Origin of the sequence: Pseudomonas sp. R2-60-08W (genome assembly GCF_003852335.1) — a bacterium.
In the GTDB taxonomy this organism is placed as follows: domain Bacteria; phylum Pseudomonadota; class Gammaproteobacteria; order Pseudomonadales; family Pseudomonadaceae; genus Aquipseudomonas.
In genome coordinates this window covers 358,580-383,773 of the sequence record NZ_CP027731.1, presented here as the reverse complement: position 1 = coordinate 383,773, position 25,194 = coordinate 358,580, and the positions used below count along the sequence as shown (strand labels likewise).

Sequence of the window (25,194 nt, the reverse complement as noted above, 5' to 3'; positions counted from 1 at the left end):
GACTGTCTTATCAGTAGATGCCTTAATAACTCTTAACTAACTGATTTTTAAATAAAAAATTATAAAGCTCGAGTATCTGGCGTTGCGATTCCGATAAACGGTAGCGATGATCTAACTGAACGAGCGACGGTAACGCGCTGAGCGTCGCTTCAGATGCTTACCAAAAAAGGCTTCTCAGTTGAGCAAAAACACCATCAACGGATTGTCATTCAACCGCCCCTGAAAGCTCGGTGCCAATGGCTCCACGGGCGAGCCCTTCAACAGCGCCGTGTCCTTGCGCGGCACAATCACCCAGGATGGCCGGGGCAATGTGACGAGCTTCTCCAACTCGTTACGCCCGACGAACAGCGGCTGCTCATCGTGATCCAGGTTCATCATGTAGCGCACCGCCCAGGTGTCCCGGGCCAGGTCGACAAATACCAGAGGTCCCGGCTGCGCATCCCGCAACGCCTCTACCTGGCGGACAAACTGCCGGGTATCGAACTGAAGGTCCTTGGCCGGCTCGATGACGCTCACCAGCAGCAACCACTGGGCCGTCAGGGCGATTGCGCTGAGCCACATCAATCGCGTAGCCCGATACCACGCAAGGATCGCCGCCACCTGCAGAAGCACCAGCACGCCGATCAATAGCGGCATGGACACGTCGGGCCAGTAACCCTGCTTGTGCCAGGCATGCCGACACACAAACAGCACCACCACGCACAGCGCCGGCAACGCTACGACGAGCCCTTCGTAACCGCGACGCACGCCAACGAGCCAGCCTTGGGCTTGAAGCAACCCATAAGCCGCGACGGCGGCAAACATCGGCACCATGGGCAGAATGTAATAAGCACGCTTGAAATGCGGCACGGACAGGCCGAGCAGAATCATCAGGCCGCACGCGCCGAGCCGTATCAATAACTGCACATCCTCGTTGGCCCAGCGTTGCGCCCAGCGATGGCGCAGCGTAATCAAGGTAGCCAGCGCCAATGGCACCACCGGGAAATACCGGTACAGACTCAGCTGGAAGTAAAAGTAGAACGGCTCGCCGGACTCATCGAGGCGCCCGCCGACCTGCATCTTGAACACCTCATCGGCAAAGGCATCGCCACCACTGATGCGCGCGAGCTTCATCAACAGCCACCAGCAAGCCGCCAGCAGCACCAACCCGACAACGCCGTGAATCAACACCTGCCTGACCCGCTCCCCCGGCCGGCCCAGCGCCGAGTACACGCAGGCGACGCCACACACCTCGATCAACCCCAGCGGCCCGCGAATCGCAAAGGCCAGGATAAACAGGGGGAACACCGCAAGCTGCCTGCACCGCGAGCCCAGGCGCTCACCACTGTGCAGCAGGTAGAAAGTGCCGATGCACAACAGCGCGATCATCTGGTCCAGGCACACCGAGCGCGACTTTTCGAGCAACTGGGTGGTGAGTAATGTCAGCAGCACCGTCAGTAATGCCCAGGGCCGGCTGGACGGCGCCAGCAGGCGATAGATCAAGGCAATCACGCCGGCCGAAGCCAGCGCGGTGGGCAGCACATTCGCCAGATGGTTGGGCGCGTCGAACAAGCGTGCGAAAAGGAAGCTCAGGAACGTCGCGGTGCCGGGATAATCGGCGTACGGCTGGCCGTAGGTGGTGGGGAAAAGACTCGCGCCGTGGCGAAACATTTCCTGCAGGAACAGCGCCCAACGTCCGTCAAAGCCCTGGGGCTGCTGGTCCCAGATACCCCAGGTGAACAGCAATAAGACGATCAGAAAGATGCCCAGTGACTCCAGGCGATAGCGGTTGCGATGATCCATCGGGTGACCTGTCAGGTGGGAAGCGCGGGCTTATGGTGCCGGCCGCCTCCCTGAATAGCGCCTGAACAAACCTGATTATTCACGCGTTAGCGGCTGGCGGGCCACACCAGGGCCGGGATCAGGCGGATATAGATCAACTGCGCGACCAGCTCGACCAGGGTCTGCAGGATGACCGCCGTCGCGGCCAACCCGCGCACGCCCTCAGGCAACGCCAGCGCCAGGGGCAGCACCACCAGCGAATTGCGGGTGGATACGCTGAACGTCACCGCACGCGCCGAGGCCGCCGGCAGCGCAAACAGCCGCGCGGCCAACATTCCCATCAGCGGCGCCAGCAGCACGAAACCTGCGTAGATCGGCAGCACTGGCAGCAGTACGCCGATGTCCCGAATCACCGATGTGATTTGCGAGCCAATCACCACAAACAGCACGAGGGCCATCGCCGGCACCGGCAGCCAGGCCCAGGCGCTGTTCCATCGGCTTATGCGTGTTGAATGGCGCGCAAGGACCAAGGTCAACGCGGCCAGCACCATTGGCGCCACGATCAACACCAGAAACGCCTGGATAAACGGCCCGACCGCGATCACCACCCCGGATTGCGTGCCCAGCATCAAACCCAGGTACACCGGCAGCAGGGCCAATTGCATCAGCAGCAATAGCGGCGTGGCTGCCAATACCAACCGCGAATCACCTTTACCGAGGTGAGTAAACACCACCACGTAATCGATACACGGCGTCAGCAACACCAGCAACGCGCCCACCAATAGCGCAGGGTGCCCCAGCAGGCTACGGGTCAGCGCCCATACCAGCAAGGGCACCAGGATGAAATTGGCCAGCAGCAACGCCGCCATAAAGCGCTTGCTGCCCCAGCTGCGGCGCAGCTCCAGGAAAGGAATTTGCAGGAACATCGCGTACATCAATATCGCGATGGCCGGCGTGATCAGCACGCTGAGGCCCTGAGCGAATGATGGCGCGAATACCCCACACAGAGCGGCGAGCAGGATGGCGCCAGAGTAGACGGGAATCTGGTTGTGCTCGAGGGTATCGCGGGTCATGAAGACGCTCTGGCAAGTTGCGAAGACCAAGCCTATTCATCTATTGCCTGGCGGTCGAGTTGGATGAGCGACCAAACCTTCTTGGGATTTCTCCCAACCTGCGCTTCAATACCTGCCCCAAACCCAAGGACGTTACGCCCATGGCCTCGCCAAACAAGCAGCAAAAACGCGCCCAGCGGGCAAAAACCAAGGCCAAGCAAAACCGCACCCAGCGTGCCGTCGCAACCAAGCCGGACGCGTTCGCAGGCGATGACAGCCGTATCGACCTTGAGTCGGTGGACTTGACCGAGCTGTTCGTGGAGATGCGCACGGCGGGCGAAATCAGCCAGCAGGCGCTGTGTGCGGTATTCCTGGCGCACCCGCTGCTGGCGCTGGTGCTGGAGCAGGAAGGCGAAGAGGAAGCGACCGACTTTATCCTGGCCGCGCTGATTGAATATCGGCAATGGGCCACTGACAGCGATGACGAGGCCGCCGCATTGGCGTGGATCGAATCGCCGCAGTTCCAGGCGGACTATGTAGCAGCGTCCCAGGCCCTGACGAATTCAGCAGACTGACACATACAAAATGTGGGAGGGGGCTTGCTCCCGATGGCAGTGTGTCAGTCACTTATTTGTTAACTGACCCACTGTCATCGGGAGCAAGCCCCCTCCCACATTTTGATCTGCATTTCGTCAGTTCAGTACGGCAGCGCCCACTCTCTGCGCCTTGCGACGATTTGCAACAAACAGCCCCGCCAACACCACCAGCAAGCTCAGGATCCCTGTCGCGATGATCTCAACGCGGTGCGCTTCCTGGAACAGCATGATGGTCAGCGTGCCCACGATAAACACCATCACCGCGTAGGTCAGGCCTGGGAACAGCCACATCTTGAACACAATCTTCTCACCCGCTGCCGTACGCTTCTGACGCATGCGCAGTTGCGACACGGCAATCACCAGATACACCAGCAAGGCAATGGCGCCCGAACTGGCCAGCAGGAATTCGAACACCGCCGCCGGCGCCACATAGTTGGCAAACACCGCCAGGAATGCAGCGCCCGTGGACAGCAACACGGCCCAGTAAGGCGTGCCGCTTTTATTGGTGCGTTTGGCCACAGCTGGAGCATCGCCACGACGGCCCAGGGAGAACAGCATGCGCGAGGCGGTGTACAACGCAGAGTTGAGGCAGCTGGTCACGGCAACCAATACCACCAGGTCGACGATCAGCTTGGCATTCGGGATGCCCATGCGCTCGAGCACGGTCTGGTAGGAACCCACGGCAGCCAGCGTCGGATCATTCCAAGGCACCAAGGACACGACGATGAAAATCGACAAGAGATAGAACAAACCAATCCGCCAGATCACCGAGTTGGTGGCCTTGGTGATTTGCTGGCCGGGGTTCTTCGATTCTGCGGCGGCGATGGTCACGATCTCAGTACCCATGAACGAGAACATGGTGGTCAGGATCGCCGCCAGCACCGCGCCCATGCCGTTCGGCATAAAGCCTTGGGTATCGAACAGGTGCGACACACCGCTGACCTGGCTGGTGGGTAAAAAGCCGAAAATCGCCGCCAGGCCGAGGATGACAAAGCCCACGATCGCCACGACCTTGATAAGCGCGAACCAGAACTCGAACTCACCGTAGTTCTTCACGCTGAACAGGTTGGTCGCCGTCAGCAGCAACGTGATGATCAGGGTAAAGGCCCAAATGGCTACGCCCGGGAACCAGGCATGCAGGATGGTCGCGGCCGCGTTGGCTTCCAACGGAATCACCAGCACCCAGAACCACCAGTACAGCCAGCCGATGGTAAACCCGGCCCAGTGGCCGATCGCACGGTCGGCGTAAGTAGAGAACGAACCGGTGTCCGGCGAGGCAACGGCCATTTCGGCCAACATGCGCATCACCAGTACCACCAGCGTACCCGCAGCGGCATACGCCAGCAGTACAGCGGGACCGGCGGCGGCAATCGCATGGCCGGAGCCCACAAATAAACCGGCACCAATCACCCCGGCAATCGAGAGCATGGTCACGTGACGCGGTTTAAGCCCCTGTTCGAGGTCATTGCAGCTTTGCGTACTACTCATTGACACACCTTTGGGAGGAATTGCGAAAACGGTTCGCCCGGCCCGCAGTCTTTCTCGTGAAAAGAAACCAACAGGGCGTTCTTTATTTTTTACGCAAGTTTTGCGCCAAAATGTTACAAAGCCTGGATTTACGCGGGCTGTAGGACAATCCCTCAGTCGTCGCAAGTCATTGAGAACAATGGCATTTCGCTATAGCGTTACCGAGCGACCCATTTTCATAGCGCATGAGCGCACCAAAAACACACACAAAAAGTAGGCGGCGCTCTATAAAAGGGCCGATATACACCGTTTACCCGGTTAACCCTTCCAACACCCGGCCAAAGCTGGCACCATCGCGCCCTTTTTTACGCGAAGCCTGTGGATTGGCCAGGTCCAGACGTCTGTTAGTTGTTGATGGCGCGACACGCTGCTGCGCCGATGCGACACCCTGCCGCAGACCACCTGTTAACCGTCCGCAGCGCTGTTGGCTGTCATCCAAACGCTATGCTAGCTTGGCGCCTCGCCAGGAAGGCGGCCCAACAGCAGGAATGCAATGCACACAATGAGGACCGCACATGGCCGAGGCCGCGCCCGCGCTTGAAATCCGCAACTTGCACAAACGCTACGGTGAGCTGGAGGTACTCAAAGGTATCTCGCTGACCGCTCGCGACGGCGATGTGATCTCGATCCTGGGTTCCTCCGGCTCCGGCAAGTCCACCTTCCTGCGCTGCATCAACCTGCTGGAAAACCCGCACCAGGGCCAGATCCTGGTGGCCGGCGAAGAACTCAAGCTCAAGGCCGCAAAAAACGGCGAGTTGATGGCCGCCGACGGCAAGCAGATCAACCGCCTGCGCAGCGAAATCGGTTTTGTGTTTCAAAACTTTAACCTGTGGCCGCACATGAGCATCCTCGACAACATCATCGAGGCCCCTCGCCGCGTGCTCGGCCAGAGCAAGGCCGAAGCGATAGAAGTGGCCGAGGCCCTGCTGGCCAAGGTCGGCATCGCCGACAAGCGCCACGCCTACCCGGCTCAACTGTCCGGCGGCCAGCAACAGCGCGCAGCGATTGCGCGTACGTTGGCGATGCAGCCCAAGGTCATTCTGTTCGATGAGCCGACGTCGGCGCTTGACCCGGAAATGGTCCAGGAAGTACTTAATGTGATCCGCGCGCTGGCCGAAGAAGGCCGCACCATGCTGCTGGTCACTCACGAAATGGGCTTCGCCCGCCAAGTGTCCAGCGAAGTGGTGTTCCTGCACCAGGGCCTGGTCGAAGAGCAAGGATCGCCACAGCAGGTATTTGAAAACCCGCTTTCGGCGCGCTGCAAACAATTCATGTCCAGCAACCGCTAACGGAGCAACATGCATGCAGACCTATAAAAAATTCCTTCTGGCCGCGGCCGTCTCGATGGCGTTCAGCGCCACGGCCATGGCAGAAACCTTGAAAATGGGGATCGAAGCGGCCTACCCACCCTTCAACAATAAAGACGCCAGTGGCAATGTCGTCGGTTTCGACAAAGACATCGGCGACGCCCTGTGCGCCAAGATGAAAGTCGAGAAGTGCGAAGTGTATGTGTCCGACTGGGACGGCATCATCCCGGCCCTGAACGCCAAGAAATTCGACTTCCTGGTGTCCTCGCTGTCGATCACCGATGAGCGCAAGCAGGCTGTCGACTTCACCGACCCGTACTACTCCAACAAGCTGCAGTTCATCGCGCCAAAAGCCACCGCCGACTTCAAGCCCGACGCCGCCTACCTCAAGGGCAAGGTGATCGGTGCACAACGTGCGACCCTGGCTGGCACCTACCTGGAAGACAAGCTGCCGGACACCGAGGCCAAGCTGTATGACACCCAGGAAAACGCCTACCTCGACCTGACTTCCGGCCGCCTGGACGGCATCCTGGCCGACAAGTACGTGCAGTACGAATGGCTCAAGAGCAAAGACGGTTCGGCCTATGAATTCAAGGGCGACCCGGTTGTGGAGAGCGACAAGATCGGTATCGCAGTGCGCAAGGGCGACCCGCTGCGCGAGCGCCTGAACAAAGCCCTGGCAGAGATCAAGGCAGACGGCACCTACAAGAAGATCAACGACAAGTACTTCCCGTTCAGCATCGAATGATCTGAACGGCCTGACCGGCGCGCTCAGCCGAGCGCGCCGGCTTCCAGCAATGCCTGCCGCGATATGAAAACACCATGAATTTCGACCTCTACGGATTCGGCCCGGCCCTTGCCGCCGGCGCGCTGATGACCGTCAAACTGGCGCTCACGGCCCTGTGCCTTGGGCTGGTGCTCGGCCTGGCCGGCGCCTTGGCCAAGACTTCACCGTACAAGCCGTTGCAATGGCTGGGCGGTGCTTATTCGACCATCGTTCGCGGTATTCCCGAGTTGCTGTGGGTGCTGCTGATTTATTTCGGCACCGTCAATCTGATGCGTGCCCTAGGGGAATTCTTCGGTAACCCCGACCTGTCCCTGAGCGCCTTTGCCGCCGGCGTCATCGCCCTGGGCCTGTGCTTTGGCGCCTACGCCACGGAAGTGTTTCGCGGTGCGATCCTCGCCATTCCCAAGGGCCACCGTGAAGCCGGTGTGGCGTTGGGGCTGTCGAAATTTCGGATTTTCACGCGGCTGATCATGCCGCAGATGTGGCGCATCGCCCTGCCGGGACTGGGCAATCTGTTCATGATCCTGATGAAGGACACCGCGCTGGTATCGGTGATCGGCCTGGAAGAGATCATGCGCCACGCGCAGATCGGCGTGACCGTGACCAAGCAGCCGTTCACCTTTTTCATGGTCGCCGCCTTCATGTACCTCGGCCTGACCGTGCTCGCCATGACCAGCATGCACTTCCTGGAAAAACGCGCCGCCCGCGGCTTTGCAAGGAGCGCCCAATGAGTGCTGATTACAGCTGGCTGTCGCATTTCGACCTGGGCCTGAACTGGGCCGTGATCATCAAATGGCTGCCCAAATTGGCCCAGGGCGCGACGCTGACCCTGGAGCTGGTGGCAATCGCCGTGATTGCCGGCCTGCTGCTGGCGATCCCACTGGGCATCGCTCGCTCATCACGCCGCTGGTATGTGAGCGCCCTGCCCTATGCCTACATTTTCTTCTTCCGTGGCACGCCGTTGCTGGTGCAGTTGTTTCTGGTCTACTACGGCCTGGCGCAATTCGACAGCGTGCGTGGCAGCTTCATGTGGCCCTACCTGCGCGATCCGTTCTGGTGCGCCACCGCCACCATGACCCTGCACACCGCCGCCTATATCGCTGAAATCCTGCGCGGCGCGATCCAGGCCATTCCCCCAGGCGAGATCGAGGCGGCACGCGCCCTGGGCATGTCCAGGCCCAAGACACTGTTCTACATCATCCTACCCCGCGCCTCGCGCATCGGCCTGCCGGCCTACAGCAACGAAGTGATCCTGATGCTCAAGGCCAGCGCCCTGGCCAGTACCGTGACCTTGCTGGAACTGACCGGCATGGCCCGGACCATCATCGCCCGTACCTACCTGCCGGTGGAGATCTTCTTTGCGGCCGGGCTGTTCTACCTGGTGATGGCCTACGTGCTGGTGCGCGGTTTCAAACTGCTGGAAAAATGGCTGCGCGTCGATGCATGCCAAGGACGTTGAGGCACGCTTCCAGGCACTGGATGCGTTTCTGATCGAGCACCAAGGGCTGTGGCGACCACGGCCCTTTACCCAGCTTCGATTGTCCTGGGAAACCGAACATCCGGCGCTAGCACAGTGGCTACGCCAACGCTCGCTGGACGACGCCGAAGCCAGCCACAATCACCCCCACGACCTGCCGGCGCCCGCGCCTTTTCCACAGTTGGCCGCACAGGCGCTGCGCCTCAGCGCCGTGGATAAATTGCCGACACACGCGCTTGCACCCGCTCGCCATCGCCTGGATGTCGACGTTCCGGGGCGCAAGTGGCAGCAGATCGAAGCCTTCGGCGCCGCCCTGAATTTTGCCGCAGAGCCCCACCACTGGCTGGACTGGTGCGCCGGCAAAGGCCATCTCGGCCGCCGCCTGCTGCAACCTGGCCAACAGCTGACCTGCCTGGAATATGACCCGGCCCTGATTGCCTCCGGCACAGCTTTGAGTGATCACCACGGCTTGCGCGCTACCCATCGCCTGCAAGACGTGATGGCGGATGTGGCGATCAGCCCCAAGCACACCCCCATCGCCCTGCATGCCTGCGGCGACCTGCATGTGCGCATGCTGCAACTTGCCAGCGCTGCCGGCTGCAAACAACTGGCGCTGGCGCCGTGCTGCTATAACCGCATCGGCGCCGACCACTATCAAGCGCTGTCTGCGTCCGGGCGCGCGTCGGCCCTGCAGCTGTCGATCGATGATCTGGGCCTGCCGCTAAGCGAAACCGTCACTGCTGGCAACCGCGTACGCCGGCAACGCGATACCTCCATGGCCCGACGCCTGGGCTTCGACCGACTGCAACGGCAGCTACGCGGTTGCGACGACTACCTGCCCACGCCGTCCCTGCCCACGAAGTGGCTGGATAAATCCTTCGCTGACTATTGCCGGGAGCTGGCACGCCTGAAGGATTTATCTACCGGTGACCAGGATTGGGGGGCGCTGGAAGCACACGGCTGGCGCCGGCTGGCCGAGGTACGAAACCTGGAACTGGTCCGAGGCCTGTTTCGCCGCCCGGTGGAAATGTGGCTGATACTGGATCGCGCGTTATTCCTGATGGAGCACGGCTACAACGTCGAGCTCGGCAGCTTCTGTGAACACACCCTCACTCCACGCAACCTGATGGTGCTCGCCGAGCGCGATTAAGGAGCACAACTTTCTACCGCGCCCTGTGGATAACTCTGTTGATGAATTCTTTACCAAAGCTGTAGCCATCAGCGCTACAGCCCAAAAGCAGCGCTGGTCACTTTTTGTTCACACAATAAAACGCACGCAAAACAGGCAGTTGCAGCGTATTGAGAACAGCTCCACAAAATGGCCGTTCAGTAACCACCGTTACCAACCGATTGTGCATAAGCATCTGGCGTAAACCATATAAACCGCCCTTTCACACGGTTTTCCTCGGCGCCTTCAGTAGCAGGCACAACGCGTTGATATCGTCACTGGCGAGCCGCTTGGTCACGTTATCCAACGGGTCGGCCGCGAAGGCCAAGGCCTCGTTGATCGCCATGTCGCGATGCACCTCCAGCAGGTCTGTGCCAAGCCGATGCTTGAATGCCTCAACCATGTCCAGGCTGAAGGCATTGCTTTCATCCACCTGGTTGACCACTACGTGCACAGCCGGTGGGCACTGGCCCTCAAGGTACGGGGCGAGCAGCGTGTCCAGATGATCCAGCGTACCAAGGCACGCAGCGTCCGGCTGCACAATAAGCAGCACCACATCGGCCACGTTCAGCGCCTGATGGAAATAGACGTTATTGCCGGCAGGGGTATCGATAATTACCGTCTGCCGCTCGCTCAAACCCAATGATGCGAGACGCTGCGCCAGCCAATCGGGCTCATGCTTGAGCCAACGCTCCAGATTCTCCTGCTGCTGGATATCGATATCGCCGAAGGTGATCACCTGACAACCGGCAAACCCCAACTGCTGCAGCGGACCCCACTGCCCATGCTCCAGGCTGGTGCGCCCGATTCCCGGCAAGGTGGAACTGACACCAAAGTGGTGGTGCAAGGCATTCTGCGGGTCCAGATCCAGCGCCACCACCGACTCCCCATGGCGTTGCAAACCGCTGCTCAACGCCGTAACCAGCGTGCTGCGCCCGACACCGCCATTGATCGACACAAGCGCCACTATTTTTGGACGCAACACAGGGGTAACCAGCGGTTGGAGATATTGAAGGGATTGTTCAGGGACACTGCCGAAAAAGTGCATTCGCGCATTGATGCCATTGGCGTCATGGGCGACATCCTTGCCGAACAACGCCAGGATTTCTCTGCTAAGGCTCATAACCTGCTCCTCACGACGCAGCGTTAAGACGTGAAGCTCGGCAAGCGCGGATACTTACCGCAGGTCTTATTATAGGCGTCCTTGTTTGGGCATTCTGTGGCAACGGGTAGGGCGTGTCATTATTTTGATGTTTTTGTTTTGTGCTTTCTGGATGAACGGTAAAAAGTCAATTTAATGGCTTTTTTCTGAGTGCTGCTTGCGCAGGTTTTCATGCAGTGACATTGGGCAAAAAACACGGCGACTGCAAAAAACCGCAGCGTTTGCAAAAATAGTCAGAATTCAGGGGTTTACAGAACCTTTTCAATCGCTATAATCGTCGCCCTAACACGCCGGTATAGCTCAGTTGGTAGAGCAACTGACTTGTAATCAGTAGGTCCCGGGTTCGACTCCTGGTGCCGGCACCATTTAAAAACAAAGGCTTGCAGCGATGCAGGCCTTTGTTTTTTGTGTCATACGTAACAAGGCACGTAACAAGCAACCAGTTTTCGCTTCCTCATCATCTGTAGGGATACGGTAATGTCGTGGATCGACTATGCGCAGGGCCTCCTGGACAAGAGCTGGCTGGGCACGTTGCTTGGAATCGCAGGTATCGTTTTCGCGGCTTGTACGTACCTATGGACCCGTAAACGAACTAGCTTGGCGTATGTACACCTGGGAGAGCATCTTCTGGGGAGCGCTTCGGATGCGCTGCCATCGCAGATAGTCGTGCAGTACAACGGCATCAGTATCCCCCGCCTAACCAAATCCATACTGATTTTCTGGAACAGTGGCGAGAACACAGTCAATGGTGAAGATATCGTCGCGAAGGATCCGCTCCGCTTCCAAGTAGGAGACGACGGTCAAATCCTATCTGCTGCGATACTGAAATCGAGTCGGGCAGTAAATGACTTCTCGATCCTAAAGACGCCAGACATAGGCGCTAATGAAATCACGTTTAGCTTCAACTTCCTCGATAAAGACGATGGAGTTGTGGTGGAAATTCTGCATACCAGTACTGATCGGAAACCTCGCGTTAAAGGCACCTTGAAAGGTCTTCCACAGGGTTTTCGAAATCTTGGCCAATTCATTCGCCCTAAACCCCAAAAGAGCAAGCCAGGGAAACTGCATCCGCTCGGCTCGACTTTACTCCCGATTGGTGTGGCCCTATCTGGCTTTCTCACCGCGATCTACGGACCGCGCCCTTCGTTCCTTGCTAACCCAGACACCTTGCTTCTTTTTTACTCGTTTCTGGGCGTAGTCGTGGGTATGTGGCTCAACAGCAGGTTCTGGAATAGGCGCAAGTATCCAAAGAGCCTCCATACAGAAGCTCTCGAGTAATCCTGGGCGGTTACCTGCTGTAGCTTCTATATCGGTTTCAGCGCACAGATCTGCACCGAGCCAGGCGGGCTGCGATCAACAAGTATGGATATCCAATAGCCCGAAAATCTAGCGCCAAGGAAGTGTCTGCACACGTCGAGTGTCCACCCTACGACACACGGAATTTTTTTCCGGTGCACCCATCAAAAGTGCGTAAGAAGTGTAAGTGAGATTTTTTATCTATCTCTACCCCTTATATTTCAATAGCTTAGAACCATTTCTAAACCGTAAGTAGACTGTCAGATCAGTGTCGGCGCCGAACAGTTTGTGACTGTAAGTGAGGCTGAACGCAACCTACTGTTTTTAAAGGTTTTTTTAATTCCCTTTCCTGACTTACACTTTTAGACGACGGGACTGTAAGTGACGCCCCCCAATGAATCCGGGGCTTTTCAGGCGTTTCTCGAACTGCTGACGCCACTTACGTGTCAGGAGGGGGCGTACCTGGAAAATGTTTTCAGCAGCCGTTCAGGCACGCCGCACCAAACTGCTCTCGCCTCGCGACTTTAATCCGGTGAACACCATGACAAAGCCCAGCTCCGTCGCTCCCATTCCAAAAATTGAAGTCATCAAGAAAGGCGCCCTGTGGGAGGTCCATTGGGACTACCAGGAAGGACCGGCCAGCCTGATTTTGTTCAATCGCGCTGACTACCTGCGTGGCTATATAGATGGTGCGCTGGACATTCTTGGGATTGACCCCGATTGCGTGTGCTGCGCCAGCGGCGTGACCGGAACGGTAAAACGACTGACTTGTAATCAGTAGGTCCCGGGTTCGACTCCTGGTGCCGGCACCATACAAAACAAGGGCTTGCAGCGATGCAGGGCTTTGTTGTTTCTGCAATACGTACAATCACACGTACAATAGGCGGCGGGCAGCATTCAACCCGCTATGCTTTCGGCCATTTATCCACAGCCATTTCCCGACATGCGGTAAGGGACACGAAAGGGGCGAAGATGCTCTCCGGAAAGATCAAAGTTACGTTTGAAGTTCCTGACGAGAGCGAAGCAGAAGACGGCATTCGTCCTTTCATTTCGCTTGATGCAATGGACCTTGTGGACGCGGCCATCGAGTCGGGTCTTCCAGACTACTCCCCTCTAGTCGGCCTCATACATGAAGCAGGGGAAGACCTGGACTTTCAGGAGTTGCTAGAAGCACACCTGTCGTCATGGGTGCCAGAGGACCGCCCAGCTGCGGCCGACGCTATCGCGGATTGGCTGGAATATCTGGCCAGATTGATCCGTAAACAGAACGAGCATTTGTCGCTGGACTTGAAGCCAAGACCGCCTCCTGGCCCTCGATACTGATCAGGTTTCAGCAACCACTGCTGTTGCTGTTGCTGCGCTGATAGCGACCGCTACCAGTTCATGATCGCCAGTTCACCTGTTCTTTCTGCTACGCCCTTCCTAGGGTTGGCCGTGCTGTAGCGGATATCCATCGCCTCCATGCGGAACCCTTCAAACACCCGGCGGATATCCGGGTGATCATTGATGCTTACCATCACTTTGCCTTCGCAGGCGCGCATGAACTCGGCCATAAGCTCGTACTGGTCAAAGCCAAACTCAGCTCCGTAGCCCTGGGTTTCCCAGTACGGAGGGTCCATATAGTGAAAGGTGTGAGGCCGATCGTACTTTTGGGCGCACTTCAGCCACGGAAGGTTCTCGACGTACGTGCCGGACAAGCGCTGCCAAGCCAGCGATAGGTTTTCCTCAATCCGCAGCAGGTTGATGGCCCGGCCGGTAGTAGCGGTTCCGAATGTCTGTCCCGTGGACTTTGCACCGAACGCGTGGTGTTGGCGGTAGAAGAATGTGGCCGCTTTCTGGATATCCGTCAGTGTCTCGGCCGCTGTCATCTTTTGCCACTCGAAGATCTGTCGGGAGCTGAGTGCCCACTTGAACTGACGAACGAACTCCTCAAGGTGGTGCTGGACTACACGGTACAAGTTCACCAGGTCGCCGTTGAGATCATTCAAAACCTCGACTTTTGCGGGCTGCTCTCGCTTGAAGTACAGCGCAGCGCCGCCGGCAAACACTTCGACGTAGCACTCGTGGTCTGGGAACAGCGCCAGCAGGCGCTTCGAAAGACGGCGCTTGCCGCCCATCCATGGAACGATTGGGTTTGTCATTTGCAATCCTTTGCAATGGGTTTTGGTGGTGGTGCTTATTTGCAGCTGATCGTCCATAGCTGATCAAGCCGCGTTGTATAGCATCACTTCAGTAAAGGCTTGATCGTGGGGCTCGTTTGGTTTCGAGTGATGGCCAATCGAAATCAATACCGTCCGTCCAATATTTATGCATTTGTGCATATTTTGGCTTGGTGCGATAGCTGTGCTTATGTACAGTGGATTCGCGAACATTCTGTTTGCACATTAAGTGTTTGCTTGCCCATGCTATCGATAGCCACTGGAAGGCATTCGTAAGGGATCTAAACATCAAGGAGAAACACATGTCACCACCAGATATTACTCTGCCTCCCACTATCGTGACCCCTGATCCACCATTGCCCAATCCACCAGGGCCTCTGCCAGGGGGTGGGGTCATTGCTAAACCACTGCCATGGGACGGCAAGTTCGCTTCTGGCCCTGAAGTTGATGCATTTTTCAATCAGGAACGAATTACGAGCGATCGGTACACAATGTCTGTGGTTGTAACCGTCGCTAGCGCTCAACGAAGTATGGAGCAATCCTATACGGCTTACTTGCCCCAATTGCCGGCTGATGTTGAAGCAGAGATCGCGGCAGGTGTAGGACCTAACCCTCTCTCCGAACTTGAGAAGGCCAACAAGGAAAAATCCGTTGTAGACGGCCTGATTGCGCAGAACACCGCAGAATTGGCTAACGCTAACGCAGCTGCTACCGCTTTTTTTGGTAGAAATGTGCTCGCGGTGGAAATGAAAAAAAGTGCGGTTTATTTTGTAAATATCTTTCAATCACCTAAAAACCCAAACAGTCCCCTTGATACTTATAAAAACTGGGAAGCGTCAGCTACGGCGGCGTATTCGGCAAAAATACTTGAGGAAAAAATACGAATTCTTACAGAAAAGTCCGCATTACTGACCCAGAATGTTGCTACGGCCCAGGCAGCAGAAGACGTACGTCTCGCGGCGGAGGCCGAAGCCAAGCGCATTGCCGATGAAGCGGCAGCCGCTGAAGCCGCCAGAATCGCCGCTGAGGTCGAAGCCAAGCGTGTTGCCGATGAAGCGGCTGCAGTTGAGGCAGCCAGGGTCGCTGCTGAGGCCGAGGCCAAGCGCATTGCCGATGAAGCGGCAGCCGCTGAAGCCGCCAGAATCGCCGCTGAGGTTGAAGCAAAACGCGTGGCTGATGAGGCTGCCGCTGCTGAAGCGGCGAGAGTCGCGGCAGAGGCTGAAGCTAAGCGGATCGCGGATGAAGCGGCAGCAGCGGAGGCAGCCAGGATCGCCGCCGAAGCAGCTGAGCAAGCCCGTTTAGCTGCAGAGGCTATTCGCGTTGCCAATACGTTTCGTGCTCCAGGCCCAGCGTCAGCGGCTGCACCGTTTGTTATAACCTCGGCGGGAACCATCGCTGTCATTGAAGCGGCGGCAGTGACCTTGCAAACAGCTATCCGCTCTGCAATTGCCGCCTTGACCAGTTTGGCAGCTGGCACCGCCTCAGGTCTTCTGGTTGGGGTTTCTGCTTTAATCTATTCGCCCAAACTGGCTAATGGGGAGTTGCCTGAACGTTATACGTTTAGTACCCCTGTGTCGGATCTTACCCCTGAGCTAAGCCAAGATTTGCCAGCCATTGCCGCCGCCGGTGGTACCGTTGATTTGCCTGTTCGGCTTAGCTCGAAAACAGCTGCAGATGGGCAGTCAGAAGTCATTGTGGTAAAGACTGATGGTGTGACGATTTCTTCGAAAGTCAGGGTGGTGGCTGCTACTTATAACGCCGAACAGAACCTGTACAGTGTGACGACAGGAGACGCCCCACCAAGGACTTTGACTTGGACACCGATTGTCGACCCTGGTAACAGCTCGACCACCCTACCTGCCGAACAACCTACTCCACCGGTCTACACTGGAGCTAGTGTAACGCCGGTTGAAGGAAGGATTGACACTTTCCCAGGGGTTGCAGACGCTGGTTTTGATGACTTCGTCACCGTGTTCCCGGCAGACTCGGGTCTGCCTCCAATCTATGTGATGTTCAGGGACCGGCGAGAGGATCCAGGCGTGGCGACAGGTGTTGGCCAACCTGTGTCGGGGACTTGGTTAGGCGCTGCATCACAAGGTGAGGGTGCACCCATCCCGTCGCAGATTGCCGATCAACTTAGAGGGAAGGAATTTAAGAACTTCAGAGAGTTTCGAGAAACCTTCTGGAAAGCCGTAGCTAGTGACCCAGAACTTGCGAAACAATTTATTTTGACAAACAGAGACCGCATGATCACTGGTAAAGCTGCAAAGTCCAGAAAAGCTGATGCTGTGGGTAAACGATCATCTTTTGAACTTCATCATATTGACGAAGTTGCGAAAGGCGGAGATATTTACAATATCGAAAACATGCGTGTTTTGACACCTAAGCGTCACATAGATATCCATAAGGAAGTAAAATAATGGAACTTAAAAGCAGTATTTCAGAATATACAGAAGCTGAGTTTTTGGAGTTCATGAAGGAGATATTTAAAGAGAATATCGCCAAGACCGATGATCAGCTAGATATACTTTTGGAGCATTTCGAAAGAATCACCGAACATCCTGAAAGCACAGACCTTATTTATTATGCAGCGACGGACGCAGAGAGCACGCCCGAGGCAATAACTAATAAGGTTAAAGAATGGCGGGCCGCCAATGGCAAGCCAGGCTTCAAAACAGCTTAATCAAAGCTAACCAAGCCTAGTCGCCAAAAAAAGGCGACTGGGCTTTTCGCTATTTGCAGACCTTTGACATTTTATTTGCCGCACCGTCAGCCACGAGTGTATAAGCGCAAAACCGTTACTTTACGTCGAGGCGCTGTGATCGATGCCAGTCGTTTTTTTTGACCCAAGAGCAACGCGATGGTTTTGGGCGTTACGTCGAGTCCCCCAGAAGGGATGAGCTAGAGCGCTATTTTCACCTGAGCGATGACGACTACAAAGTCCTCGTGCCACTGCGTGGCGAACACAACCGTCTCGGTTACGCCGTACAACTGACCAGCCTTCGTTATCTCGGGGCCTTCCCCGATGACTTTTCAGCCATTCCACAGGAGGTACTGCAAATACTCAGTAAACAGTTGGGTGTTAATGATTTGACTTGCGTCCTGCTCTACTCCGAAACACTTCAACGTCACCGCCATGCCGTCGAGATTCAGGACCGCTACGGTCATCGAGTACTTTCTGACGTCAGTGTCGGCTTTCGGTTAACCCGCTGGCTATATGCACTCTGCTGGACAGGGACGGATCGTCCGGGCGAGTTGTTTAACCGGTCTTTAGAAGCATTTGACATGTAACGCTCCTTGGCAAAGCGCAGCACAGGTGTACTGCTGGATGATCCGTCAGTCCGCCGCCCTTCTGCGGTACAGCTAAATGTAATCCAAATACTAGATTTCGCCAGCAGCGCGATTTTTTCGGTGGCTGGATCTACCCCGCTCTCTTTCTCAATCTGGAGTTCTTTTAGGTTCAGCTTTGCCCAGTATTCGGCAGTTGCTGATACGCACCCTCTGTGGGCTCGTCTGGCTGATGGCTGTCACCATCAGTAGGCATGGCATGGGCTTTTTCCTTGGCCTGGCGTTGCATTTCTGCCTGATGCTGAATCTGACGCCAGCGCGAGATCTGCCGGTCAACTGCCTGGTCGTAAGCAGCGGCAGAATCTATGCGCGGGCAACGTGACGCTTTCGGAGCTTCACCGGCTGATCGAGGAGCGCAACGGCGTGGACCGAGACAGCCTGCAGTATCTCTGTAACGAGTTCCACAAAAGTGATCATTACAAGGCTCTCAGCGAGAAAACCCACGACGACTACGTCTACTCCCGCGACGTGCTTCTGGCATTCCCCACAAAGCTCGGCAAGCCGTTGGGCGAGCTGGCGGTGCTCAAGTTCACGCCGGCGCTTATCCAGCGGATCATCGATAAGATCGCCCAGGAGGGCAAACCATCAAAGGCCGCGCACGCCTTGCGCTACCTGCGCCGCGTGATGCAGTGGGGCCGCAACCGTGGTTTCGTGAAGGACAACCCGGCCAGGGGCATCGAGTCGCCAAAAGAGCGCAAACTGCGGCGGCTGCCCGACGACATCGTCATGGCCAACCTGATCAGGTTCGCGCAGCAGCAAGGTCAGCTCAAGAGCGGCCAGCCTGCTCGCCTTACCTCTGGTATGTGATGGAGATAGGCTACCTCTGCCGTCTACGCGGTATCGAGACGATCACCCTAACCGACGAGAACGAGCTCGCCGAGGGCGTGCTGACCAACCGCCGGAAGGGTAGCCGGGACAATATCGTTCGCTGGACGCCTCGGCTACGCGCTGCATGGGATGCAGCCAAGGCCGTCAGGTCGGAGACGTGGGAGCGAAAACGTGTGCCGGTACCAATCCGCGCAGACCAGCGCTTCCTGATTATTGCTGCCACCGGCAGACAGCTGTCGAAGTCGGGGCTTGATACCGCCTTCCAGCGGTTGATCGTGCAGGCGATCGAGAAAGGTGTCCTGACCGAGGAGCAGCGATTCGGGATGCACGACTTCAAGCGCAAGGGCATCACTGACACGGTAGACACCCGGGCGGACAAGCAGCAGGCGTCAGGGCACAAAGACGAATCAATGATGGATGTTTATGACTTGAGCGTGCCGACCGTCAACCCCTCGGCGGAGTAATTTACCCATCGACTACACGTCAAAGTCGAAGAAAATAGCCCGATAGCTGATGTTCTTCGCAGGTTGTCGCAGGGAGCTGTCAAATGCCCACGCTTCGACCATGCTGTAATGCTTCGGCTCCTGAGCGCCGACAATGGCTATCTGCCGATATTTGCCAAGCAACCGACCAGACTTGCTGCCCACAACCTCAATTGTCTCGTCTCGATCAAGGTAGAAATCGGCAAGCTCGTACACTCGATATTCGTCTGTAACGAGGACCGGCTCCCGTTTAAATTTCCCGTAAAACTCTTGCCCATCACCCTGGGCGTCGATTGCAATCGTGCCTTTCATAACGTCCTCAAGCCCCTAAAAGTGACTATTTCTGCGCAGATCAATCTGAGTTATCCACAGATAGCTGTCGTTTGGCTAGAGAAAAGTAGCATGATTTCCCGCGTACAATGAACGCCTTGATGCAGGAATCAAAGGGCGTACGGCTTACGCTCAACGTACAAATAAACGCCGCAAAGTTAAGCCTTGACTGACTACGGTGCATGACTTGTAATCAGTAGGTCCCGGGTTCGACTCCTGGTGCCGGCACCATATAAAACGAAGCCCTCGCAGAAATGTGAGGGCTTTGTTGTTTTTGGGTTAATACCACCCAGTCGCTCGCCTGCAAACCCTTCCTAAACCGACTAACCGCTATTGACCGCCAACCTGCCGAAGCCTAACGTTCGTATACTGTGTATACAGCGTATACAAAAAATGTATGGAGCAACGTTATGGCAGCCTCTTCCGTTCTGTCTTTCCGAGTAAAGCCCGAACTTGCCAGCGAGCTGGATCAACTGGCGCAGGCGACCGACCGAGACCGCCAATACCACCTGCAACGGGCTTTGAGCCGCTATGTGGCCGATGAATCCTGGCATTTCAAAGCCGTGCAGGAAGGCATCGCATATGCTGATGCCGGCAACGTCACCGATTTGGATGCCGTAAAGGCTAAGTGGGTAAAACGTGCCGAAGATCGCGTTAAGCAGCAAAGCGGAAAGTGACCTGGATGGAATTTACGAGCATTACGAAGGTTTAGTCGGCGCGGAATTGGGGGAGGCAGCCGTCTTCCACATCCTCAACTGCCTGGAAATGCTGGAGCGTTTTCCTAATGCAGGGAAAGCGTCTCCAGTGCCCGATTGCCGAGAGCTGATTATCACCACGTATCCGTATCGAGCGACCTATAGCTTGCAGGGTGACCGCGTGATGGTCTTCCGGATTCTTCAACAGCATTCAGAGCGTCGGGAGGATTGGTGATCGTTGATACGCAGAAGCGCCCGGTCTGATCCCGTTTTTCGCGTTTTTCCCGTCAGTATCCTCAACCGTCTTCCAGAATTGCTTCAGCTCTGAATCAGACAAGGCTCGTTCGACAGGGGCCGAGACTTTATCGACCTTCACCATCGCTGCAGGGTTGATCTCATGGCTATTCATCCCCAGTCTCCTCTCCTTTTGAATCACCTCTTTGCGCGCCCAGATTCCAGATTCACTCTTTATGCTAAATTATGGATTGGCAATAATTATGGCTTATCCATAAAAAGGGGTAATTGCATGAGCAGCATATTCCAGCGTCCTGAATTGGCTGAATCGATGGCAAACCAGCTTCTTAACCCAGGCGTATTAGATGAAGGTCTGCGCTCGGGTCTTTTTTTGTCTGGACTGCGTCGTACAGGTAAAACGACGTTCTTGCGCAACGACCTTATCCCGGCCCTGGAGGCAGCAGGCGCATTGGTGATTTACGTCGACCTCTGGAGCGACACGCTGGCCAACCCGGCAACGCTCGTGCACAACGCCATCCACAAGACCTTGAAAGAACTGCAAACGCCGGGCTCTTCAGTCCTGGAAACGCTCACGCGAGTCAGCCATGTCGATCTAGGTGCAGCAGGATTCAAGTTCGGCTTCAAACTCGACAGCATCGGCAACGCCGACGGCCCCACATTGGCGCAGGCGCTCACAGAGGTCGTCGACCAAGCGAAGACCCATCTCGTGCTGATCATCGACGAGGTGCAACATGCCATCTCCTCCGACGATGGCAATCAACTGCTCCTGGCACTCAAGGCTGCTCGTGATGCAATCAACCCACGCCCGAATACGCCGGGCTACTTCCTCTTTATCGGCACGGGCTCTCACAGGGCCCAAGTAAGCGAGTTGACCGCCAAACGTAACCAAGCATTTTCCGGCGCGACATCGGCCGCGTATCCACTGCTAAAGGGTGATTACGTTGAATTCCTGCTCAACCGATTGGCAATGACGGTGAAAAAGGAAAAGCTCCCCTCACTTGACTCCGCCATCGAAGCGTTCAATACCTTGGGCAATCGACCTGAGGAAATGCTCAAGGCATTGCGTCAGTTACTGCAGCAGGACGGCGAGCCTGGTCTTTTCCTCCCCGTGATTGCCAGTACCTTACGCTCAGCAGCGGCAAGTATTGAGCTAGAAAAAGTCGAACAACTGGGCAGCCTGGCTCAGGCGGTTTTCAATAAGATCGCGGCTACGGAAGGCGATGCTCGGGGGATTTTCTCTACCGATGCAGCCGCAGAATATTCGAAAACGGTAGGTCGCGAAGTACGGGTTGAAGAAATTCAACCCGTGGTGATTGCGCTGGTGGCGGAGAACATCATCATGCGGCGCGGGCATGGGATTTACGCGATTACGGATCAGTTTGTTCAGGAGACTTGGTTGGAGGAGCGGGCGTTGATTGAGGGGCGGTAGGATAAGAAAATGAAATTTGTCGTCTTTAGTTCTAAAGCGAAACGTGGCGCAACCAAGTAAGCGCTCGGTCTTCATCTCGGTGATCTACGTTGCGCCCCACGAAAATATCGGACAGTTTTGTCCTTTACGATACGACACTTTCGATGCACATAGATCCTACTCAAGACCTAACATCGACGCCGGGTGAGCTCGATAGGAATCGTCGCCCGTTCGTGTCCGCCCGATCACTCTCCGTCACCGACGATCACCGGGCGAACGGCTTCCACTGGCTGATGATCATGCGCGCTGACTCGACCCAGTGTTGCGTACGCAGCAATGGCCGTGAGCACGCTGCCAGCAGCCAGGATGAAAAGCAGATGCCGAAACGCACTCGCGTACTCGAGGCGCAACAGGTCCGACTGCCCTGGCAGTTGAATGCCTGCGCTCTGCAAATCGCCGAGCGCTGCCCGGCTGGAGGCCTCCATTATCTGATGCGCTGCAAAATGGGTGACGCCGTCGAACAATCCCCATTGAATGAACGTCGCCAGTAATGCCCCGGCCACGGCGATCGCTATCCCGTCGGCAGAAACGCGAACTGCGTTGAAAATGCCAGTAGCCATACCCGCACGTTCTTTTTCCACCACGCTGACGGCCATGCCATCCATCAACCCCCACGGCAGGCCAATACCGATGCCGACCAGCGCCATGGGCATTACGGCATTGCTGGCACCGCTATCGAGCACAACGGCCAGCCAGAACAACCCGGCAGCCACCAGCACCAGTCCGACTGCCGAGAGCATCCCTGAGGTGTAGTGTCGCGCGAGCTGAGCCGCCAGGAACGGTACGAACAACAACGGCGCGGCCAACGCAATCATCATCTTTCCGGTTTGCATGGCACTGAGCCCATCGACCCCGATGAATCGCGCCGGCAGCATGATAATCAGGACCACGAAAAAGAATGCTGGGCTCGCTGCAAGGATCTGCACGCCGACGAATTTGGATTGTTTAAACAACGAAAGGTCGAGCATCGGGCTACTGGTACGGCGCTCAATCATCACGAAAATCATGAACAGCACGATCGCGGCGGCGACACTCCCCAAAACGACCGGGCTGGCCCAACCATCCTCTGGCGCGAGGAGAATGCCATAAGTGAACAACGTCAGCGCGGCCGTGAAACTCAGAGCGCCTGGCCAGTCCATACCGTTGTTAGCCGGGTCTTTGGAATCCGTCGCACTCACGCACACGAGCAAGAACCCCGCGATGCCTATTAATGCAGTCGCGTGGAACGTCCATTTCCAACCTGCCGAGTCGACCAACACCCCGGCGGCCAGTGGGCCGAAGGCTAGCCCAATGCCGAAAGTCGTACCGAGCAGACTGAATACCTTGGTGCGCTCTGCGCCATGGAATACCTGAGCCAATGACGACATGGCGCCGGCGAATGCGGCTGCTCCGCCCAACCCCTGCACAAGGCGCAGGATATCGATCTGCAATACAGTCGAAGAAAAGGGAATAGCCACGGTAGACAACACGAAGATGACCAGGCCAATCAGCCAGACCCGCTTACGCCCATAGATATCCGTCAGGCTTCCCGCCGCCATCATGGCGCTGCCATAGGTGAGGATATAAGCGTTGACCACCCAACTGAGCTCCACAGCAGAGCCACCCATGGCCGCGCTGATGGACGAGAGCACTACGGCAGGCCCGGTAAAGCAAAGCGGGATGAGCACGCCTGTCAGGCAAGCTGCAAAAAGCTGTATCCACTTCAATAACGGGGGAGCCGTCTGAGCGCTATATGTTGAGTTCATCTGAATGGTTCCTTCATTGGCGTGCGCAGGTGTGGTCCCTCGCGCACAGTTGTCTGCGGTGATCGGCCCATCGAGAGGTTAGGGCTTGCGTCGGCAAACAAAAACAGGCCTATAATCCGAACATATCGGACCCTGGTGTCCGCAGTGAGGTCCGTCCATTGGAATCGCTTGGCAGCATTTCATTATTTGTATTGGTGGCTGAGACTCGAAGCTTTACCGAGGCGGGAAAAAGACTGGGGATTTCTTCGTCGGGCGTCGGCAAAAGTATTGGCCGGCTGGAGGACAGGCTCGGTGTACGCCTTTTCCAGCGCAATACACGAAGTATCGCCCTGACGCTGGAAGGCTCACTGTTTCTTGAACGCTGTCGACGGATACTTTCAGAGCTTGAAGCTGCAGAAATGGAGCTGAGCAACGCGCGTGAAAAACCGCGGGGCAAATTGAGGATCAGCTTGCCTCTCGTAAGCGGACTCGTCATGCCGGCCATCATCGAGTTCATGCGCACCTATCCCGAAATAGAACTCGATATCGATTTTTCTGATCGCATGGTCGACGTTATCGAGGAAGGGTTTGACGCCGTATTACGCACAGGCGAGCCCACTGACTCGAGATTGATTTCCAAACGACTGGGATGCTTCCAGCTCCAGATCGTGGCGTCTGCGGACTATCTCGCACAGTACGGTATACCCAAACACCCAGCGGATCTCGCCACGCATTCATGCCTGTTGCACAAGTTTCCTTCGACGGGAAAAGTGGAGCCCTGGCCGTTACGTATTGCACCAGGGGAGCCCGATTTCGAGCTACCTCAGACCATGGTGTGCAACACGACAGAGGTGATTGTCGATGTGGCTCGCTCAGGCCTGGGAGTTGCGTGCCTGCCCGACTTCATGACGGCCCAGTCGATCAAGAACGGCGAATTGGTTCAGGTGTTGGCGGACTATACGGTCCATACCGGGGTATTCAGGCTGGTGTGGCCTTCCAGCAAACATCTTTCGTTGAGACTGCGAGTCTTCATAGACTTTATGCACAGCCAGTTATTCAACAGCGCCTTGAACGAGTGATTGGTGTGTGGAGAATGCGCGCCTGCACAGCGCGGCAGCCCCACCACCCTCTTTAAGCCTTACCCGACAACGACTCCGTCATCTCCCCCCGACACACCCCCAAAATCTCATCCGCCAACGCCGAGTCATCAGGACAAGCGCGCGACAACACAATCGCGCCAACCGCTCTTGCCAGCAGATCAATCATTTTCACCCTCGCCTCATCCGGCTCCGCATCCGGACCAGTTGGGTAGTTTCCGCCGATGGTTTGCAACATATGCTCGATACCTTCAGCGAAAGTCGATTTCAAATCGCTCGACTGGCGCGCCGCGTCGCCGCACAACGCCGCCAGGGTGCAGCCCGTGGCGCGGCTGTCGCGATGGGCCCTGGACACGTACAGGTCGATGAACTCCTGCACGCTCAATGTTTCGGCGCTGGCCAGGGACTGCGCAAGGCTGCAAGCCGAGGCTTCGGCCATCAGGTCGGCCTTGGAACCGAAATGTTTGTAGAAACCGCCGTGGGTGAAGCCGGCGGCGGCCATCAGGTCGGCCACGCCGACGCCGTCGAAACCGCGCTCGCGGAACACCACTGAAGCCGTTTCGACGATGTGCTCCCGGTTTGCTTGGGCCTTGGCCTTGGACACGCGCATGTTCGCTACCTCTCTACCGCAGAATTCATGAGCTGATGATACATAGATGTCGTTCATAATCAAAA

24 protein-coding genes, 1 tRNA gene and 2 pseudogenes are annotated in these 25,194 nt (G+C 56.6%); 18 read left to right on the top strand and 9 right to left on the bottom strand.

Annotated features, from left to right (window positions below; translation table 11 throughout):
* Window positions 1-174: 174 nt before the first annotated feature.
* Window positions 175-1,782, bottom strand: coding sequence for a glycosyltransferase family 39 protein (locus tag C4J90_RS01635; protein ID WP_124419066.1), 1,608 nt, complete (start codon window positions 1,780-1,782; stop codon window positions 175-177).
* An 86-nt stretch (window positions 1,783-1,868) separates the two neighbouring features.
* Complete coding sequence (locus C4J90_RS01630) at window positions 1,869-2,834, bottom strand: arsenic resistance protein (RefSeq protein WP_124419065.1); 966 nt, start codon at window positions 2,832-2,834, stop codon at window positions 1,869-1,871.
* A gap of 140 nt (window positions 2,835-2,974) precedes the next feature.
* Here C4J90_RS01630 and C4J90_RS01625 point away from each other — a divergent pair, with 140 nt between their 5' ends.
* The gene (locus C4J90_RS01625; protein WP_057725477.1) at window positions 2,975-3,388 is read left to right on the top strand and encodes a hypothetical protein; all 414 of its coding nucleotides are present in this window, start codon (window positions 2,975-2,977) and stop codon (window positions 3,386-3,388) included.
* A 117-nt stretch (window positions 3,389-3,505) separates the two neighbouring features.
* Here C4J90_RS01625 and gabP read toward each other — a convergent pair whose 3' ends face one another.
* Entirely contained in the window at window positions 3,506-4,897 is a 1,392-nt protein-coding gene (gene gabP, locus C4J90_RS01620) for a GABA permease (RefSeq protein WP_124360837.1), read from the bottom strand.
* A 554-nt stretch (window positions 4,898-5,451) separates the two neighbouring features.
* Between gabP and C4J90_RS01615 the strand changes: the two genes are divergently transcribed.
* The 5 genes from C4J90_RS01615 (at window position 5,452) to C4J90_RS01595 (ending at window position 9,657) form a co-directional block, all read left to right on the top strand.
* The gene (locus C4J90_RS01615; protein ID WP_124419064.1) at window positions 5,452-6,225 is read left to right on the top strand and encodes an ABC transporter ATP-binding protein; all 774 of its coding nucleotides are present in this window, start codon (window positions 5,452-5,454) and stop codon (window positions 6,223-6,225) included.
* 13 nt (window positions 6,226-6,238) lie between these two features.
* Window positions 6,239-6,991: an ABC transporter substrate-binding protein gene (locus C4J90_RS01610; protein WP_057725474.1), complete on the top strand. Its 753-nt coding sequence runs from the start codon at window positions 6,239-6,241 to the stop codon at window positions 6,989-6,991.
* Window positions 6,992-7,065: 74 nt separating this feature from the next.
* A complete protein-coding gene (locus C4J90_RS01605) occupies window positions 7,066-7,761 on the top strand; it encodes an ABC transporter permease (protein ID WP_065883173.1) in 696 nt (231 codons plus the stop codon).
* A gap of 38 nt (window positions 7,762-7,799) precedes the next feature.
* Window positions 7,800-8,489: an ABC transporter permease gene (locus C4J90_RS01600; protein WP_124365093.1), complete on the top strand. Its 690-nt coding sequence runs from the start codon at window positions 7,800-7,802 to the stop codon at window positions 8,487-8,489.
* Window positions 8,470-9,657 (top strand): methyltransferase, encoded by a 1,188-nt coding sequence (locus C4J90_RS01595; protein ID WP_124419063.1) that lies wholly within the window; start codon window positions 8,470-8,472, stop codon window positions 9,655-9,657. The genes C4J90_RS01600 and C4J90_RS01595 overlap by 20 nt, the downstream gene beginning before the upstream one ends.
* A 241-nt stretch (window positions 9,658-9,898) precedes the next feature.
* Here the strand turns inward: C4J90_RS01595 and bcsQ are convergent, their stop codons facing one another.
* Window positions 9,899-10,798, bottom strand: coding sequence for a cellulose biosynthesis protein BcsQ (gene bcsQ / locus C4J90_RS01590; RefSeq protein WP_124419062.1), 900 nt, complete (start codon window positions 10,796-10,798; stop codon window positions 9,899-9,901).
* 328 nt (window positions 10,799-11,126) lie between these two features.
* On the opposite strand from bcsQ, the gene C4J90_RS01585 reads away from it, so the two are divergent.
* The 4 genes from C4J90_RS01585 (at window position 11,127) to C4J90_RS01570 (ending at window position 13,456) form a co-directional block, all read left to right on the top strand.
* Window positions 11,127-11,202 (top strand) — tRNA-Thr (locus C4J90_RS01585).
* Window positions 11,203-11,314: 112 nt separating this feature from the next.
* Window positions 11,315-12,115 (top strand): hypothetical protein, encoded by an 801-nt coding sequence (locus C4J90_RS01580; protein WP_124419061.1) that lies wholly within the window; start codon window positions 11,315-11,317, stop codon window positions 12,113-12,115.
* A gap of 487 nt (window positions 12,116-12,602) precedes the next feature.
* Window positions 12,603-12,914: a hypothetical protein gene (locus tag C4J90_RS01575; RefSeq protein WP_256658908.1), complete on the top strand. Its 312-nt coding sequence runs from the start codon at window positions 12,603-12,605 to the stop codon at window positions 12,912-12,914.
* 53 nt (window positions 12,915-12,967) lie between these two features.
* On the top strand, window positions 12,968-13,456 hold the full coding sequence (locus tag C4J90_RS01570; protein ID WP_124419060.1) for a hypothetical protein: 489 nt from the start codon (window positions 12,968-12,970) through the stop codon (window positions 13,454-13,456).
* Window positions 13,457-13,506: 50 nt separating this feature from the next.
* Here C4J90_RS01570 and C4J90_RS01565 read toward each other — a convergent pair whose 3' ends face one another.
* Entirely contained in the window at window positions 13,507-14,274 is a 768-nt protein-coding gene (locus C4J90_RS01565) for a DNA adenine methylase (protein ID WP_124421177.1), read from the bottom strand.
* 320 nt (window positions 14,275-14,594) lie between these two features.
* Here C4J90_RS01565 and C4J90_RS01560 point away from each other — a divergent pair, with 320 nt between their 5' ends.
* The 4 genes and pseudogenes from C4J90_RS01560 to xerC form a co-directional block, all read left to right on the top strand.
* Window positions 14,595-16,712, top strand: coding sequence for an S-type pyocin domain-containing protein (locus C4J90_RS01560; RefSeq protein ID WP_124419059.1), 2,118 nt, complete (start codon window positions 14,595-14,597; stop codon window positions 16,710-16,712).
* Window positions 16,712-16,975, top strand: coding sequence for a bacteriocin immunity protein (locus C4J90_RS01555; protein ID WP_124360831.1), 264 nt, complete (start codon window positions 16,712-16,714; stop codon window positions 16,973-16,975). The genes C4J90_RS01560 and C4J90_RS01555 overlap by 1 nt, the downstream gene beginning before the upstream one ends.
* A gap of 158 nt (window positions 16,976-17,133) precedes the next feature.
* Window positions 17,134-17,562 (top strand): annotated as a pseudogene (locus C4J90_RS01550) (DUF4158 domain-containing protein); the annotation flags it as partial.
* 360 nt (window positions 17,563-17,922) lie between these two features.
* Window positions 17,923-18,932: pseudogene (gene xerC, locus C4J90_RS01545) on the top strand (tyrosine recombinase XerC); the annotation flags it as partial.
* Window positions 18,933-18,944: 12 nt separating this feature from the next.
* Here the strand turns inward: xerC and C4J90_RS01540 are convergent.
* Entirely contained in the window at window positions 18,945-19,262 is a 318-nt protein-coding gene (locus C4J90_RS01540; RefSeq protein WP_124419058.1) for a hypothetical protein, read from the bottom strand.
* A gap of 428 nt (window positions 19,263-19,690) precedes the next feature.
* On the opposite strand from C4J90_RS01540, the gene C4J90_RS01535 reads away from it, so the two are divergent.
* On the top strand, window positions 19,691-19,957 hold the full coding sequence (locus C4J90_RS01535; RefSeq protein ID WP_124419057.1) for a CopG family ribbon-helix-helix protein: 267 nt from the start codon (window positions 19,691-19,693) through the stop codon (window positions 19,955-19,957).
* On the top strand, window positions 19,920-20,210 hold the full coding sequence (locus C4J90_RS01530; RefSeq protein ID WP_124419056.1) for a type II toxin-antitoxin system RelE/ParE family toxin: 291 nt from the start codon (window positions 19,920-19,922) through the stop codon (window positions 20,208-20,210). The genes C4J90_RS01535 and C4J90_RS01530 overlap by 38 nt, the downstream gene beginning before the upstream one ends.
* Here the strand turns inward: C4J90_RS01530 and C4J90_RS01525 are convergent.
* Complete coding sequence (locus C4J90_RS01525) at window positions 20,187-20,384, bottom strand: hypothetical protein (protein ID WP_124419055.1); 198 nt, start codon at window positions 20,382-20,384, stop codon at window positions 20,187-20,189. The genes C4J90_RS01530 and C4J90_RS01525 overlap by 24 nt on opposite strands.
* Before the next feature lie 117 nt (window positions 20,385-20,501).
* Here C4J90_RS01525 and C4J90_RS01520 point away from each other — a divergent pair, with 117 nt between their 5' ends.
* Complete coding sequence (locus tag C4J90_RS01520; RefSeq protein WP_124419054.1) at window positions 20,502-21,659, top strand: AAA family ATPase; 1,158 nt, start codon at window positions 20,502-20,504, stop codon at window positions 21,657-21,659.
* A 224-nt stretch (window positions 21,660-21,883) separates the two neighbouring features.
* Here C4J90_RS01520 and C4J90_RS01515 read toward each other — a convergent pair whose 3' ends face one another.
* Window positions 21,884-23,443 carry an MFS transporter gene (locus C4J90_RS01515; RefSeq protein ID WP_124419053.1) on the bottom strand — a complete coding sequence of 520 codons (1,560 nt, stop codon included), beginning with the start codon at window positions 23,441-23,443 and terminating at the stop codon, window positions 21,884-21,886.
* A gap of 158 nt (window positions 23,444-23,601) precedes the next feature.
* On the opposite strand from C4J90_RS01515, the gene C4J90_RS01510 reads away from it, so the two are divergent.
* Window positions 23,602-24,501: a LysR substrate-binding domain-containing protein gene (locus tag C4J90_RS01510; RefSeq protein ID WP_124365461.1), complete on the top strand. Its 900-nt coding sequence runs from the start codon at window positions 23,602-23,604 to the stop codon at window positions 24,499-24,501.
* Between the two features lie 52 nt (window positions 24,502-24,553).
* Here C4J90_RS01510 and C4J90_RS01505 read toward each other — a convergent pair whose 3' ends face one another.
* Window positions 24,554-25,129, bottom strand: a complete 576-nt coding sequence (locus C4J90_RS01505) for a TetR/AcrR family transcriptional regulator (RefSeq protein WP_124419052.1) — start codon at window positions 25,127-25,129, stop codon at window positions 24,554-24,556.
* Window positions 25,130-25,194 lie beyond the last annotated feature (65 nt).

What these genes read in the sequence shown, in the direction of transcription:
- C4J90_RS01605 (WP_065883173.1), top strand. Translation starts at nt 7,066, where the DNA reads ATGAATTTCGACCTCTACGGATTCGGCCCGGCCCTTGCCGCCGGCGCG.
- C4J90_RS01535 (WP_124419057.1), top strand. Translation starts at nt 19,691, where the DNA reads ATGGCAGCCTCTTCCGTTCTGTCTTTCCGAGTAAAGCCCGAACTTGCC.
- bcsQ (WP_124419062.1), bottom strand. Translation starts at nt 10,798, where the DNA reads ATGAGCCTTAGCAGAGAAATCCTGGCGTTGTTCGGCAAGGATGTCGCC.
- C4J90_RS01565 (WP_124421177.1), bottom strand. Translation starts at nt 14,274, where the DNA reads ATGACAAACCCAATCGTTCCATGGATGGGCGGCAAGCGCCGTCTTTCG.
- C4J90_RS01580 (WP_124419061.1), top strand. Translation starts at nt 11,315, where the DNA reads ATGTCGTGGATCGACTATGCGCAGGGCCTCCTGGACAAGAGCTGGCTG.
- C4J90_RS01505 (WP_124419052.1), bottom strand. Translation starts at nt 25,129, where the DNA reads ATGCGCGTGTCCAAGGCCAAGGCCCAAGCAAACCGGGAGCACATCGTC.
- C4J90_RS01615 (WP_124419064.1), top strand. Translation starts at nt 5,452, where the DNA reads ATGGCCGAGGCCGCGCCCGCGCTTGAAATCCGCAACTTGCACAAACGC.
- C4J90_RS01610 (WP_057725474.1), top strand. Translation starts at nt 6,239, where the DNA reads ATGCAGACCTATAAAAAATTCCTTCTGGCCGCGGCCGTCTCGATGGCG.
- C4J90_RS01635 (WP_124419066.1), bottom strand. Translation starts at nt 1,782, where the DNA reads ATGGATCATCGCAACCGCTATCGCCTGGAGTCACTGGGCATCTTTCTG.
- C4J90_RS01555 (WP_124360831.1), top strand. Translation starts at nt 16,712, where the DNA reads ATGGAACTTAAAAGCAGTATTTCAGAATATACAGAAGCTGAGTTTTTG.
- C4J90_RS01575 (WP_256658908.1), top strand. Translation starts at nt 12,603, where the DNA reads ATGTTTTCAGCAGCCGTTCAGGCACGCCGCACCAAACTGCTCTCGCCT.
- C4J90_RS01515 (WP_124419053.1), bottom strand. Translation starts at nt 23,443, where the DNA reads ATGAACTCAACATATAGCGCTCAGACGGCTCCCCCGTTATTGAAGTGG.
- C4J90_RS01570 (WP_124419060.1), top strand. Translation starts at nt 12,968, where the DNA reads ATGCAGGGCTTTGTTGTTTCTGCAATACGTACAATCACACGTACAATA.
- C4J90_RS01595 (WP_124419063.1), top strand. Translation starts at nt 8,470, where the DNA reads ATGCATGCCAAGGACGTTGAGGCACGCTTCCAGGCACTGGATGCGTTT.
- gabP (WP_124360837.1), bottom strand. Translation starts at nt 4,897, where the DNA reads ATGAGTAGTACGCAAAGCTGCAATGACCTCGAACAGGGGCTTAAACCG.
- C4J90_RS01625 (WP_057725477.1), top strand. Translation starts at nt 2,975, where the DNA reads ATGGCCTCGCCAAACAAGCAGCAAAAACGCGCCCAGCGGGCAAAAACC.
- C4J90_RS01525 (WP_124419055.1), bottom strand. Translation starts at nt 20,384, where the DNA reads ATGAATAGCCATGAGATCAACCCTGCAGCGATGGTGAAGGTCGATAAA.
- C4J90_RS01630 (WP_124419065.1), bottom strand. Translation starts at nt 2,834, where the DNA reads ATGACCCGCGATACCCTCGAGCACAACCAGATTCCCGTCTACTCTGGC.
- C4J90_RS01540 (WP_124419058.1), bottom strand. Translation starts at nt 19,262, where the DNA reads ATGAAAGGCACGATTGCAATCGACGCCCAGGGTGATGGGCAAGAGTTT.
- C4J90_RS01520 (WP_124419054.1), top strand. Translation starts at nt 20,502, where the DNA reads ATGAGCAGCATATTCCAGCGTCCTGAATTGGCTGAATCGATGGCAAAC.
- C4J90_RS01560 (WP_124419059.1), top strand. Translation starts at nt 14,595, where the DNA reads ATGTCACCACCAGATATTACTCTGCCTCCCACTATCGTGACCCCTGAT.